Source organism: Pseudomonas sp. GW821-FHT07G06 (assembly GCF_058986625.1).
In genome coordinates this window covers 230,160-243,916 of sequence record NZ_JBYSVW010000001.1, presented here as the reverse complement: position 1 = coordinate 243,916, position 13,757 = coordinate 230,160, and the positions used below count along the sequence as shown (strand labels likewise).

At 60.5% G+C, this 13,757-nt stretch carries 13 protein-coding genes; 2 read left to right on the top strand and 11 right to left on the bottom strand.

Going from position 1 to position 13,757, the window contains the following annotated elements:
• Nucleotides 1–18 precede the first annotated feature (18 nt).
• The 3 genes from AC3WJW_RS00985 to AC3WJW_RS00975 form a co-directional block, all read right to left on the bottom strand.
• Nucleotides 19–594, bottom strand: coding sequence for a VapC50 family PIN domain-containing toxin (locus AC3WJW_RS00985; protein ID WP_493724826.1), 576 nt, complete (start codon nt 592–594; stop codon nt 19–21).
• On the bottom strand, nt 591–1,058 hold the full coding sequence (locus AC3WJW_RS00980) for a helix-turn-helix domain-containing protein (protein ID WP_493724825.1): 468 nt from the start codon (nt 1,056–1,058) through the stop codon (nt 591–593). Before AC3WJW_RS00980 ends, AC3WJW_RS00985 begins: the two co-directional genes overlap by 4 nt.
• A gap of 166 nt (nt 1,059–1,224) precedes the next feature.
• Entirely contained in the window at nt 1,225–2,430 is a 1,206-nt protein-coding gene (locus AC3WJW_RS00975; protein WP_493724824.1) for an MFS transporter, read from the bottom strand.
• A 234-nt stretch (nt 2,431–2,664) separates the two neighbouring features.
• Here AC3WJW_RS00975 and AC3WJW_RS00970 point away from each other — a divergent pair, with 234 nt between their 5' ends.
• Nucleotides 2,665–3,294 (top strand): hypothetical protein, encoded by a 630-nt coding sequence (locus AC3WJW_RS00970; RefSeq protein WP_493724823.1) that lies wholly within the window; start codon nt 2,665–2,667, stop codon nt 3,292–3,294.
• Nucleotides 3,295–3,399: 105 nt separating this feature from the next.
• Complete coding sequence (locus tag AC3WJW_RS00965) at nt 3,400–3,843, top strand: hypothetical protein (protein WP_493724822.1); 444 nt, start codon at nt 3,400–3,402, stop codon at nt 3,841–3,843.
• 169 nt (nt 3,844–4,012) lie between these two features.
• On the opposite strand, the gene AC3WJW_RS00960 is transcribed toward AC3WJW_RS00965, so the two are convergent.
• The 8 genes from AC3WJW_RS00960 to gcl form a co-directional block, all read right to left on the bottom strand.
• Complete coding sequence (locus AC3WJW_RS00960) at nt 4,013–5,011, bottom strand: sulfate ABC transporter substrate-binding protein (RefSeq protein WP_493724821.1); 999 nt, start codon at nt 5,009–5,011, stop codon at nt 4,013–4,015.
• A 182-nt stretch (nt 5,012–5,193) separates the two neighbouring features.
• Nucleotides 5,194–6,018: an ion transporter gene (locus AC3WJW_RS00955; RefSeq protein ID WP_493724820.1), complete on the bottom strand. Its 825-nt coding sequence runs from the start codon at nt 6,016–6,018 to the stop codon at nt 5,194–5,196.
• A gap of 21 nt (nt 6,019–6,039) precedes the next feature.
• Entirely contained in the window at nt 6,040–6,954 is a 915-nt protein-coding gene (locus AC3WJW_RS00950; protein ID WP_493724819.1) for an urea transporter, read from the bottom strand.
• Between the two features lie 146 nt (nt 6,955–7,100).
• Nucleotides 7,101–8,516 (bottom strand): pyruvate kinase, encoded by a 1,416-nt coding sequence (pyk, locus tag AC3WJW_RS00945; RefSeq protein WP_007971417.1) that lies wholly within the window; start codon nt 8,514–8,516, stop codon nt 7,101–7,103.
• Nucleotides 8,506–9,786, bottom strand: coding sequence for a glycerate kinase type-2 family protein (locus AC3WJW_RS00940; protein WP_007971416.1), 1,281 nt, complete (start codon nt 9,784–9,786; stop codon nt 8,506–8,508). Before AC3WJW_RS00940 ends, pyk begins: the two co-directional genes overlap by 11 nt.
• A 154-nt stretch (nt 9,787–9,940) precedes the next feature.
• Nucleotides 9,941–10,834: a 2-hydroxy-3-oxopropionate reductase gene (locus tag AC3WJW_RS00935; protein ID WP_095963879.1), complete on the bottom strand. Its 894-nt coding sequence runs from the start codon at nt 10,832–10,834 to the stop codon at nt 9,941–9,943.
• A 132-nt stretch (nt 10,835–10,966) separates the two neighbouring features.
• The gene (gene hyi, locus AC3WJW_RS00930) at nt 10,967–11,749 is read right to left on the bottom strand and encodes a hydroxypyruvate isomerase (protein WP_007971414.1); all 783 of its coding nucleotides are present in this window, start codon (nt 11,747–11,749) and stop codon (nt 10,967–10,969) included.
• A gap of 152 nt (nt 11,750–11,901) precedes the next feature.
• Nucleotides 11,902–13,677, bottom strand: coding sequence for a glyoxylate carboligase (gene gcl / locus AC3WJW_RS00925; RefSeq protein WP_007971413.1), 1,776 nt, complete (start codon nt 13,675–13,677; stop codon nt 11,902–11,904).
• Nucleotides 13,678–13,757 lie beyond the last annotated feature (80 nt).

Here is a 13,757-nt window from a genome sequence, read left to right as displayed (position 1 = left end):
GATTGGGGGTGGCGGTTTTCAGAGCATTGCGCGGAAACTGTTCAATGCCTTGACCGACTGAACCAGGCCTTGGCGTAACAAGAGATCGAGATAAGTGTCAGTGTTCATCGGTGGGGCCTTCAGTTGCTTGCGCTGTCGTTGTGCCGCGGCGACCACCGCTGCCGGATCCAGGTCGAAAAGGTTGTCGACGAACTCGTCGGGGTGCTGGGCCTCGATGCCATAAGGTTGCAGCGCGGTGCGAGGGAAGTCTTTCTGATTGAAAGTGACAATGACGCTGGCGTTGCAACGAATGGCAGCCGCCAGGACATGTCGGTCATCCGCATCGGGCAGCGTCAGTCCTTGTATCAAAGCTTCGTACCCCGACACGCAGGCGTCGGGAATCGCCAGATCCATTAGCTCGCAGGTGCGATTCAATTGCGCGGTGTTGAGATCCGGGCGGTTTCTTAGCAGATTGCGTTTCCATTCATCGTGTATTGCCACTGACCATTTCGCCCTGAAAAGCCCGGAGAGCGCGAGCCACATCAGAAAGTCTCTCAAGGGCGCGGGGTAAAGCACGCAAGCGTCATATACAGCGGTAAATGAAGTGTGCCTCACTCGTATCCTGTCCTTAACGCCTGTGCCTGCTCGGCGAGAAGCAGCATTGCCTGCTCGCTGGCGGTGTCGCGCCGGTTTTTATAGTCCATCAAATCGGCAAAACGCACACGTCGGTGCTTGCCGGTTTTGTGGTAGGACAGTTCGCCGGATTCGAGCAGTTTGATCAGGTGTGGACGTGAGACATTGAGCAGGTCTGCTGCTTCTTGCGTAGTCAGTTCAGCGTGGACCGGGACTACTTTCACAGCGTTACCGGCGGCGAGCTCCGCCAGAATATCGACGAGCAAACGGAGCGCCGAGGTGGGCAGTTCGATGTTATGCGCTTCGTTCTGCTCATCGAATATCTGGATATGCTGAGTTTCGAACTGGGTGGCGAGATAGGCAGCCAGGGTACGTTGCCCCACGATTGCAGCCTGTATCTCGTGTTTCGCGGGCAAATTGATTGGCGGATGAATGACGGTCGACATGACGGCTTCCAATATTCTGAATAATCGATTTCAGCAGGCTATTCGAATTAATCGAAAATCGCAATAAACGAAACGCCTGCTTTCAAACATCGTTCTTCAACACCCCCTGCACATTCTCCCGGTGGGAACCGCGCCCACAGATCCAGGTGCGGCGAGGATTGAGGTATTAAGCCGTCGCCAACGATGCCTTCGGCGAAACACTCAGGAACCGCAACAACGCCAGCAGTGGAAACGCACTGCCGACGATCACGATCCACAACCAGCCGCCCTGTTCGTACACTGCGCTGGCTACCGAAGAGCCGAAGGCGCCGCCGATGAAAATGCTGGTCATGTACAGCGCATTCAGGCGGCTGCGGCTTTTACCGTCGAGCGCGTACACCGCACGCTGGCCGAGGACCATGTTCATCTGCACGCAGAAGTCCAGCACCACGCCAGTCACGGCCAAGCCGATGACGCTGTAGGCCGGATGGATGAACGCCGGCATAAAACTCAGGCTGGCGAACAGCAGGGCCAGCACCGACGCGATGCGGGTGTGGCCGGCATCCGCCAGGCGTCCGGCGATCGGGGCGGCGATGGCGCCGATGGCACCTACCAACGCGAAAATCGCGATCTCGCTTTGCGACAAGCCGTGATTGCGCGCCAATTCCAGCGGCACGGCAGTCCAGAACAGGCTGAACGTGGCAAACATGCAGCCCTGGTAAAACGCCCGCTGACGCAGCACCGGTTGCTTGCGCAGCAGCGTCCACAGCGAACCCAGCAACTGGCCATAGGAAGCGCTGTGATCAGGCTCACGCTTGGGAATGGTCATGGCCAGCACGATGCTGATGGCCGCCATCAACACCGCGGCAATCACAAACATCGCGCGCCAGCCGAAGTGGTCGGCTACCACGCTGGACACCGGCCGGGCCAGCAGAATGCCGAGCAGCAAACCGCCCATGATCCCGCCCACTACTCGGCCACGGGTTTCTTCCGGCGCCAGGTGTGCGGCCAGTGGAATCAGGATCTGCACCGAAACCGAGCTGAACCCCACCAACAGCGAAATCAGCAAGAACAGGTTCGGCTGATCGGTGAACGCCGCACCCAGCAGGCTGGCAATCGCCACCAGGGTGGTGATGATCATCAACCGGCGGTTCTCCAGCAGATCCCCCAGCGGCACCAGGAAAAACAGCCCCAGCGCATAGCCGATCTGAGTCAGGGAAACGATCAGGCTGGCCATGGTGTTGGTCAGGCCGATGTCCGGGGCGATCAGGCCGATGATCGGCTGGGCGTAGTAGATATTGGCGACAATGGCGCCGCAGCAGAAGGCGAACAGCAGCACCATGCCTCGGGTCATTGTCGCGGTGCCGTGGGGCACCTGGGTCGCTGGGTTCATAACGGTCTCGCTGTACGTAAAGGAATGCGCGCAGGCTAACGGGCTGACTGAAACGGCGGAAGCGGGATTGGAGTGATAGCTATCATTCCATTGCGGAATGACTGACGGACGCGTGTGTCGTGCGCCTGATGGCCTTGCGTCAGAAGATCGAAGGTCAATGATACATTCACTTACATCTTGTTCGATAGCGTGCTTATGTTCTCTCTCCACGTCTCATGACCCGAGGGCCGCTCCATGAATGTGAAGTTTCGTCAGCTGATTCGCCGGGTTTCAGTCCTCACCTTGATCAGCGTATTCAGCGCTGGCCTCGCGCAGGCCGAAGACGCGCCGGGCACGCGCATCGGTGTACGCGGCGAGATCACCGGTGTCAGTCCGGACGTTGTGAAAGTCCGCGCCAACAGCGGCGACAACCTGGTGATCAACCTGACCCAGGACACCAAGGTCCGCGCCGTGACCCTGGCCAATATCGAGGACATCAAGCCCGGCAGCTACATCGGCTCCGCAGCCATTCCCCAGGAGGACGGCACGCTCAAGGCCCTTGAGGTCCATGTGTTCCCGCCGGAACTGGCCGGCAGTGGTGACGGTCATCGGCCCTTCGATCTGGTCAAGGGCAGCAGTATGACCAACGGCAGCGTCGGCGACCTGGTGGTGAGCAATGGCCGGGTGCTGACCGTCAACTACAAGGGTGGCCAACAGAAGATCCTGGTGCCCGAAGACGTTCCCATCGTTAACCTGATGCCGGCCGATCGCAGCCTGTTGAAGGTGGGCGTGAAGATCGTGACCTTTGTCACGCAGGGCGCTGACGGCACGCTCACCGCTCAATCCATCTCGGCGGGCAAGGATGGCGTGACGCCGCCGATGTAGCCGACACATGGCAACCGGCCATCTGAAGAAAAGCCCGCGCAGCCCCGGCAGCTAGAATCTACAGGGGGATCACTTCAATGTGTCCTTACAAGCGGGAGTATCACGATGAAAATCGTATCTTCGCTGGCGTTAGTGGTAGCGGTCGGTTGGATCTCTGGGTGCTCGACAGTGCCTGACAGTCAGGTCACCAGCGTTCCCCTGAATGCTACATCCGATAATCCCGGGAATATTGCCCGGTTGATCATGATGCCCGGTGATAACGCAACAACGTTCTGGGTTGAGGTCAGCGGCGAGGGCATAGGCAGCACACTGCCGGGTCGATTGACGGCCTACATCTATCCGGGAAGCTGTGGGAACCTGGGTTCGAAACCAGCCTATGACATGAATGACGGTCCAAATGCCCGGTTCTATTCGCAAGCGTCGAACCAGCGCTTCTGGAAAAGCGCGCCGGTCGCCGTCGAGACCCTTAGAGCCGGCAGCTACGCCCTGGTGGTGCGTCAGAGCCCGGTCGATGGTAATCAGGCCATTTTCTGCGGCAATTTGAGCTAAAGGTGCACCCCTGTAGGAGCTGCCGCAGGCTGCGATCTTTTGATCTTGATTTTAAAAAACAGGATCAAGATCAAAAGATCGCAGCCTGCGGCAGCTCCTACAGTCGTTCGGGGGGTGTTCACAAAAAAGGCGACCTGTGCAGGTCGCCTTGTTCATTGCCGCTCAGCGATCACTGACCGCTGTAGATCTGGTCGAAAATCCCGCCATCGTTGAAGTGGGTCTTCTGCACGGTACGCCAGTCACCGAAGGTCTTCTCGACGGACAGGAAGTCCACTTTCGGGAAGCGGTCGGTGTACTTGGCCAGCACGGCGGGGTCACGCGGGCGCAGGTAATTGGCGGCAGCGATCTCCTGGCCTTGCGGCGACCACAGGTACTTCAGGTATTCCTCGGCGGCGGCGCGGGTGCCTTTCTTGTCGACGGTTTTGTCGACCACCGACACCGGTGGCTCGGCTTCGGCGGAAACGCTTGGGTAGATGACTTCGAACTGATCACGGCCAAACTCGCGGGCGATCATTTCCGCTTCGTTCTCGAAGGTCACCAGCACGTCGCCGATCTGGTTGGTCATGAAGGTGGTGGTGGCGGCACGGCCACCGGTATCCAGGACCGGCGCTTGCTTGAACAGTTTGCCGACGAAGTCCTTGGCCTTGTTCTCGTCACCGCCGTTTTTCAGCACGTAGCCCCAGGCCGAGAGGTAGGTGTAGCGACCGTTCCCCGAAGTCTTCGGGTTCGGCACGATGACTTGCACGCCATCCTTGAGCAGGTCCGGCCAGTCTTTCAGGGCTTTCGGGTTGCCCTTGCGCACGATGAACACGGTGGCCGAGGTGAACGGCGCGCTGTTGTTCGGCAGGCGCGTGACCCAGTTTTCCGGGACCAGTTTGCCGTTGTCCGCCAGGGCATTGATGTCGGTGGCCATGTTCATGGTGATGACATCCGCCGGCAGGCCGTCGATCACCGAGCGTGCCTGTTTGCTGGAGCCGCCGAAGGACATCTGCAGGGTGATGTTTTCGTTGTGCTCGGCTTGCCAGTGTTTCTGGAACGCAGTGTTGTAGTCCTTGTAGAAATCGCGCATCACGTCGTAGGAAACGTTGAGCAGCGTCGGTGCAGCCTGGGCGATGTTGCCAAGGGCAAGGCCAGCGGCGAGAAGTGAGGCGCCAAAGAGTTTTTTCACTGCGAATTCCTTGTTCTATTTGTAGGAGCTGCCGCAGGCTGCGATCTTTTGATCTTGCTTAAAAAAAACGAAAAATCAAAAGATCGCAGCCTGCGGCAGCTCCTACGGGTTATTTTTTGGTTTCAGAGCACGCGACTATAGCTGGGCTCGTTTAGTCCTTTAAAGATTAAAAAGCTCTTTGCTTATTCCAGTTTTTTGAACAGTGCATTGCCGCAACGGGAGCAGAATGCAGCACCGTGTTCGTGGCTGTTTTTCTTGCACACCGGGCAGTCGTGTTGAAGTTGATCGCCGCGCATGGCATTGGCCAGTTCAGCGGTGAAAATCCCGGTTGGCACGGCAATGATCGAGTAACCGGTGATCATCACCAGCGACGAAACAACCTGGCCCAGCGGCGTCTTCGGCACGATGTCGCCGAAGCCCACGGTGGTCAGTGTCACGATAGCCCAATAGATGCCTTTGGGAATGCTGGTGAAGCCATGTTCCGGGCCTTCGATCACATACATCAACGTGCCGAATACCGTCACCAGCGTGCAGACGCTGACCAGGAACACCACGATTTTCTGCTTGCTGCCGCGCAACGCCGACATCAGGTAGTTGGCTTGCTTGAGATAAGGGCTGAGCTTGAGCACGCGGAAGATCCGCAGCATGCGGATGATCCGGATAATCAGCAGATATTGCGCATCGGCGTAATACAGCGCGAGGATGCCGGGCACGATGGCCAGCAGGTCCACCAGTCCGTAAAAGCTGAAGGCGTAGCGCAGGGGTTTGGGCGAGCAGTACAGGCGCAGGATGTATTCGCCGAGGAAAATCACCGTGAAGCCCCACTCGATATAGGCGAGTACATCGGCGTAGTTGCGGTGAACGCTGTCGATGCTGTCGAGCATCACGATCACCAGGCTGGCGAGGATGATCAACAGCAGGATGCCGTCAAAGCGCCGACCCGCCTGGGTGTCGGTCTGGAAAATCATGACGTAAAGGTCTTCACGCCAGTGTTTGTTGCTGTCCATGGATAACGCCTGACTCGATGATCAGCGCAGCCTAGGTTGATTCTCCCCGGTAGCGCAAGGCGCGCTTTCGACCGTGGCTTTGCCGAGCATCTGAACAACCGTGCGGATCAGCCAGCAGGCAAGAATGAACGGCGCGGTCAGCGTGGGCAGGCCGATGGTGGCAAACACCGGCGTCAGCAGCAGCGCCAGGCCGATGCCGACCAGCGGCAGCCACGGTTGGCGACGCTGCGAGCTGAAGGCAAGGGCGGCGAGTACGGCGTTGTAGCCGCCGAGGCCGAGCAGTGCGGTGTAGAAGTCGTGCTGCAGCAGGCTCCAGCCCATGCCCGCGACAGACGCCAGCAACGCCCAGCAGAAGGCGCGGCGATCAGCGATGAGCAGGCCGGCGGCAATCATCGCACCGGCCAGGGGATGACCGAGGAACATCACCTGACCGATACCTTTGAAAGGGGCGGCGAGCATGTTCAGGGTGCTGACCTCGATCAAATGCGCCTCTGTCGAGGGTGTGGCGAAGCACAGCAACACCCAGCTCAGCACCACGAATGGCGTGGTGTAGGCGGGGAGGTATTGGCTGAACCGGACGCGCTTGAGCCACTGCTGGGTGAACATCGCGCTCAGGCCACCGGCGGCCAGAATCAGCGGCGGCATCATCGCCGACCAGGGGAAGTACAGGCTCAGCAACAGTCCGAGCAGAACGCCGTTGTAGCTAAACAACCCGGCCTGACGGTCAGCCTTGGCGTAGTTGCGACGTTGTGCGGTGAGCAACCCGGCGACACCACCGAGCAAGGCGCCGCCCAGCAAGGCGGGCGCAGTGAACAGGATTGCCAGGAGGCACAGCAGGCCGCACAGCGGATTACGCTGGAGAAAGATCTGGCTAAAGCCGTTGAGCAAGGCTTCGGCCCAGTCGGGGCAGTGGGTGTTGAAATGGTTGGCAGGCATGGCAGTTCTGAAAGTCAGTGAAACCGAGTTGCCTGCATCGCGAGCAAGCTCGCTCCCACATTGAGTCTTTGCTCAGTCATTGTATTTGTGCCGTACACAAATCAACTGTGGGAGCGAGCTTGCTCGCGATGAGGCCGGTATGGGCGCTAGATCAATGTCTCGATACGCAGAGAGTTAGTCGATCCCGGCTGCCCAAAGGGCACACCGGCGGTGATCAATAAGGTGTCGCCACGCTGCGCCATGCCTTGGGCCTGGGCGATCTCCAGCGCTGTGGAGCAGACTTCATCGACCTGGCGCAGGCGATCGTTGACCACCGAGTGCACACCCCACGCCACGCTCAGGCGACGGGCGGTCTGCAGGTTCGGCGTCAGGTTGAGGATCGGCACGGTCGGCCGCTCCCGCGCCGCACGCAGGCTCGACGCGCCGGATTCGCTGTAATTGACCAGCACCGCCACCGGCAGCACGTTGCTGATACGGCGAATGGCGCAACTGATCGCGTCGGAAACGGTGGCCTCGGCTTTCGGTCGGCTGACGTCGAGTTGAGTCTGGTAGTCCGGACCGTTTTCCACCTGGCGGATGATCTTGCTCATCATCTGCACGGCTTCGAGCGGGTATTCGCCGGACGCGGTTTCCGCCGACAGCATCACCGCGTCCGCACCTTCCGCCACGGCGTTGGCCACGTCTGTGACTTCGGCGCGGGTGGGCGCTGGCGAGAAGCGCATCGACTCCAGCATCTGCGTGGCCACCACCACCGGTTTGCCGAGCTGGCGGCAGGTGCTGATGATGTTCTTCTGGATCTGCGGCACGCTTTCGGCCGGCACTTCCACGCCCAGGTCACCACGGGCGACCATGATCGCATCGCTCAATTCGGCGATCTCGCGCAGTTGTTCGACAGCCGAGGGCTTCTCGATCTTGGCCATCAGGAAGGCCTTGTCGCCGATCAGGCTGCGGGCTTCGCGGATGTCGTCGGGACGTTGCACGAACGACAGCGCCACCCAGTCCACGCCCAGTTCCAGACCGAAGGTCAAGTCGCGGCGATCCTTGGCGGTCAGCGGGCTCAGGTCGAGCACCGCTTGCGGCACGTTCACGCCTTTGCGGTCCGACAGTTCGCCGCCATTGAGCACGGTGGTGTCGATGGCGTCGGCGTATTTGGTCACGACCCGCAGGCGCAACTTGCCGTCGTCCAGCAGCAGGTCCATGCCCGGCTCCAGCGCGGCAATGATTTCCGGGTGGGGCAGGTTGACCCGGCGCTCATCGCCCGGCGTGGCGTCGAGGTCCAGGCGCAGGGCCTGGCCACGTACCAGTTGCACCTTGCCTTCGGCGAACTTGCCGACCCGCAGTTTCGGGCCTTGAAGGTCCATCAGGATGCCCAATGGATAATTCAGTTGGCGCTCGACTTCACGAATCCACTGGAAACGCTGGGCGTGGTCGGCGTGATCGCCATGGCTGAAGTTCAGGCGGAAGATGTTGACCCCGGCCAGCACCAGCTCACGGATGTCGTCGATGCCGTCGATGGCCGGGCCGAGCGTGGCGAGGATTTTGACCTTTTTGTCAGGCGTCATGTTTAGTGCTCTCAAGGATCAGAATGGCGCGGAAGTCGTTGACGTTGGTTCGGGTCGGCTCGGTGACGATCAGGGCGTCGAGTGCCTCGAAATAGCCATAGCCGTTGTTGTTGTCCAACTCGTCGCTGGCGCTCAGGCCCTTTGCGGCGGCGCGGGCGTAGCTGTCCGGGGTCATGATTGCCCCGGCGTTGTCTTCCGAGCCGTCGATGCCGTCGGTGTCACCGGCCAGTGCGTAGACGCCGGGCAGGCCTTTGAGGCTGTCGGTCAGGCTCAGCAGGAACTCGGCGTTGCGCCCGCCACGGCCATTGCCGCGCACGGTGACGGTGGTTTCACCGCCCGAGAGAATCACGCAGGGCGCCGCCAGCGGCTGACCGTGCAGGACGATTTGTCGCGCGATGCCGGCGTGGACCTTCGCCACCTCGCGGGATTCGCCTTCGAGGTCGCCGAGGATCAGCGGGCTGAACCCGGCCTGGCGGCACTTCACCGCCGCCGCTTCAAGGGATTGCTGCGGACGGGCGATCAATTGGAAGTGACTGCGTGCCAGGCTCGGGTCGCCGGGTTTGACGGTTTCCGATTCGGGGCTTTGCAGCCAGGTGCGCACCGAGGCCGGGACCTCGATGGCATAACGCTTGAGGATCGCCAGGGCTTCGGCCGAGGTGCTCGGGTCGGCCACGGTAGGGCCGGAGGCGATGACCGTGGCAAGGTCGCCCGGTACATCGGAAATCGCATAGGTGTAGACAGTGGCCGGCCAGCAGGCTTTGCCCAGGCGGCCGCCCTTGATCGCCGAGAGGTGCTTGCGCACGCAGTTCATCTCGCCGATGGTCGCGCCGGACTTGAGCAGGGCTTTGTTGATCGACTGCTTGTCGGCCAGGGTGATGCCTTCGGCCGGCAGTGCCAGCAGGGCAGAGCCGCCGCCGGAGAGCAGGAAGATCACGCGGTCGGATTCGTTGAGGTCGCTGACCAGTTCCAGCACGCGCTTGGCCACGGCCAGACCTGCAGCGTCCGGTACCGGATGCGCGGCTTCGACCACTTCGATTTTTTCGCAAGGTGCGCCGTGGCCGTAACGGGTCACCACCAGGCCTGACACTTCACCCTGCCAGCAACGCTCGACCACCTGGGCCATGGCGGCTGCGGCTTTGCCGGCGCCGATGACGATCACGCGACCGCTGCGGTCGGCAGGCAGATGGGCTTCGAGGACTTGTTGCGGATGTGCCGCGTCGATGGCTGTGGCAAACAGCTCGCGCAGCAATTGTTGCGGATCGACCGACATGGCGGGCTCCCGGAATTCTTGTTATTCGAATGGGCAACTCGGATCCCTGTGGGAGCGAGCCTGCTCGCGAAGAGGTCGTGACATTCAACATCCATGCTGACTGACATTCCGCTTTCGCGAGCAGGCTCGCTCCCACAAGGTTTTGCGGCAGGGCTTACTTCTTATCGCGAATCGAGAAGTTCGCCATGTGTTCCAGACCCTTGATCAGCGCCGAGTGATCCCAGTTGCTGCCACCGATGGCCGCGCAGGTGCTGAACACTTGCTGGGTGTTGGCGGTGTTCGGCAGGTTGATGTTCAGCTCCTTGGCGCCTTGCAGGGCCAGGTTCAGGTCCTTCTGGTGCAGGCTGATGCGGAAGCCCGGATCGAAGGTGCCCTTGATCATGCGCTCGCCGTGCACTTCGAGGATCTTCGAGGAGGCGAAACCGCCCATCAGTGCTTCGCGCACCTTGGCTGGATCGGCACCGTTTTTCGAAGCGAACAGCAGGGCTTCGGCCACCGCCTGGATGTTCAGGGCCACGATGATCTGGTTGGCCACCTTGGCGGTTTGACCGTCACCGTTGCCACCGACCAGGGTGATGTTCTTGCCCATGGCCTGGAACAGCGGCAGGGCGCGTTCGAAGGCGTCGGCATCGCCGCCGACCATGATGCTCAGGGTCGCCGCCTTGGCGCCGACTTCACCACCGGAGACCGGGGCGTCGAGGTATTGCGCGCCTTTTTCGTTGATCTTCGCGGCGAAAGCCTTGGTGGCGGTCGGCGAGATCGAGCTCATGTCGATCACCACTTTGCCTTTGCCCACGCCGGCAGCGATACCGTCGGCACGGAACAGCACATCGTCGACCTGTGGGGTATCCGGCACCATGACTATGATGAACTCGGCTTCCTGGGCGACTTCTTTCGGGTTCGCCAGAGCAACGGCGCCGGCGGCAACCAGGTCGGCAGGGGCGGCGTCGTGGTGCGCCGACAGGAACAGGCTGTGACCGGCTTTCTGCAGGTTCAACGCCATTGGGTGGCCCATGATGCCGGTGCCGATAAATCCGATTTTAGCCATGAGAAAATCCTCTTGTTTTTGTGTGCCCCCCTGTAGGAGCTGCCGAAGGCTGCGATCTTTTGATGTTGCTTTTGCAGATCAAGATCAAAAGATCGCAGCCTGCGGCAGCTCCTACAGGGATTTCATGTTCGTTTAGATTGCGTTGTGGGTTTTGAGCCAGCCCAGGCCTGCTTCGGTGGTGGTCAGCGGCTTGTATTCGCAACCGACCCAACCCTGGTAACCAATGCGGTCCAGATGTTCGAACAGGAAGCGGTAGTTGATTTCACCGGTACCTGGTTCGTTGCGCCCCGGGTTGTCCGCGAGCTGCACGTGGTTGATCTCGCCCAGGTGCGATTGCAGGGTGCGGGCCAGGTCGCCTTCCATGATTTGCATGTGGTAGATGTCGTATTGCAGGAACAGGTTGGCGCTGCCGACCTGCTCGCGAATCGACAGGGCTTGCGCCGTGTTGTTCAGGTAGAAGCCTGGAATGTCACGGGTGTTGATCGCTTCCATCACCAGCTTGATGCCCGCCGCTTGCAGCTTGTCGGCCGCGTACTTGAGGTTGGCGACGAAGGTTTTCTCCACGGTGGCATCGTCAAAGCCCTGCGGCCGGATACCGGCCAGGCAGTTGACCTGGGTGTTGCCCAGCACTTGCGCGTAGGCGATGGCCAGATCGACACCGGCACGGAACTCTTCAACCCGGTCCGGCAGACACGCGATACCGCGCTCGCCCTTGGCCCAGTCACCGGCCGGCAGGTTGAACAGCACTTGGGTCAGACCGTTGGCGTCGAGCTTGGCCTTGATTTCGGCGGAGCTGAAGTCGTACGGGAACAGGTACTCGACACCACTGAAGCCGGCTTTGGCGGCCGCTTCGAAACGGGCAAGAAAGTCCTGTTCGGTGAACAGCATGGACAGGTTGGCAGCGAAACGCGGCATGGTGGTCTCCCGTTGCAAATTAATGACGATGGCGCTGTGTGTGTAGGAGCTGCCGAAGGCTGCGATCTTTTGATCTTGATCTTCCACAACAAAGATCAAAAGATCGCAGCCTTCGGCAGCTCCTACAGGGGCGAACCATCAGCAATAGTGGATCAGTCGAGCAGCGAAATCGCAGTCGGTGCGTCGTCGCCGACCAGCGCCAGGTCTTCGAATTCGTTGACGGCGTTGATCTCCGTGCCCATGGAAATGTTGGTCACGCGCTCCAGGATGATCTCGACGATCACCGGAACTTTGAACTCTTCGATCAGTTCCTGGGCCTTGCGCAGGGCTGGCTGGATCTGAGCCGGTTCGAACACACGCAGTGCCTTGCAGCCGAGGCCTTCGGCCACCGCGACGTGGTCGACACCGTAGCCGTTGAGTTCCGGCGCGTTCAGGTTGTCAAAGGACAGCTGTACGCAGTAGTCCATGTCGAAACCGCGCTGCGCCTGACGGATCAGGCCCAGATACGAGTTGTTCACCACGACATGGATGTACGGCAGCTTGAACTGCGCGCCCACCGCCAATTCCTCGATCATGAACTGGAAGTCATAGTCCCCCGACAGGGCCACGACTTTACGGTTCGGATCAGCCTTGACCACGCCCAGCGCTGCCGGAATGGTCCAGCCCAGAGGGCCTGCCTGACCGCAGTTGATCCAGTGACGCGGCTTGTAGACGTGCAGGAACTGCGCGCCGGCAATCTGCGACAGACCGATGGTGCTGACGTAGCAGGTGTCCTTGCCGAACACCTGGTTCATTTCTTCGTAAACGCGCTGCGGCTTGACCGGTACGTTGTCGAAGTGAGTCTTGCGCTGCAGGCTGGCTTTACGCTGCTGGCAGTCTTGCAGCCAGGCGCTGCGGTTCTTCAGCTTGCCAGCGGCTTGCCACTCGCGAGCGACTTCGATGAACACGGTCAGCGCGGCAGCGGCGTCGGACACGATGCCCAGGTCCGGGGTGAACACGCGGCCGATCTGAGTGCCTTCGATGTCGACGTGGATGAACTTGCGGCCTTCGGTGTAGACGTCGACCGAACCGGTGTGACGGTTGGCCCAACGGTTACCGATGCCCAGCACCACGTCGGATTTGAGCATGGTCGCGTTGCCGTAGCGGTGCGACGTCTGCAAGCCAACCATGCCCACCATCAGCGGGTGATCGTCAGGGATGGTGCCCCAGCCCATCAAGGTCGGGACAACCGGAATACCGGTCAGCTCGGCGAACTCCACCAGCAGGTCGCTGGCGTCGGCGTTGATGATGCCGCCACCGGCTACCAGCAATGGACGCTCGGCCTGATCCAGCAAGGCCAAGGCCTTCTCGACCTGAACCCGGCTAGCAGTCGGCTTGGCCAGCGGCAGTGGCTGGTAAGCGTCGATGTCGAATTCGATTTCCGCCATTTGAACGTCGAACGGCAGGTCGATCAGCACCGGGCCTGGACGGCCGGAGCGCATTTCATAGAAGGCTTTCTGGAACGCGTAAGGCACCTGGCCCGGTTCCAGAACAGTGGTTGCCCACTTGGTGACTGGCTTGACGATGCTGGTGATGTCGACAGCCTGGAAGTCTTCCTTGTGCATACGGGCGCGGGGTGCCTGGCCGGTGATGCAGAGGATTGGAATCGAGTCGGCCGAGGCGCTGTAGAGCCCGGTGACCATGTCGGTGCCGGCAGGGCCGGAAGTACCGATGCACACGCCGATGTTACCGGCCTTGGTGCGGGTGTAGCCCTCGGCCATGTGCGAGGCGCCTTCAACGTGGCGAGCGAGTACGTGATCGATGCCGCCGACCTTTTGCAGGGCGGAGTACAGCGGGTTGATGGCAGCACCCGGGATGCCAAAAGCGGTATCGACCCCTTCACGGCGCATCACCAGAACGGCGGCTTCGATTGCTCTCATTTTGCTCATGGTTTTGTGCCTCTTTACGTTTTGTAATTGTATACAAGTGGCTTTGCGCAGAGTGTATTCACGGCGGACGGCGCAGGTCA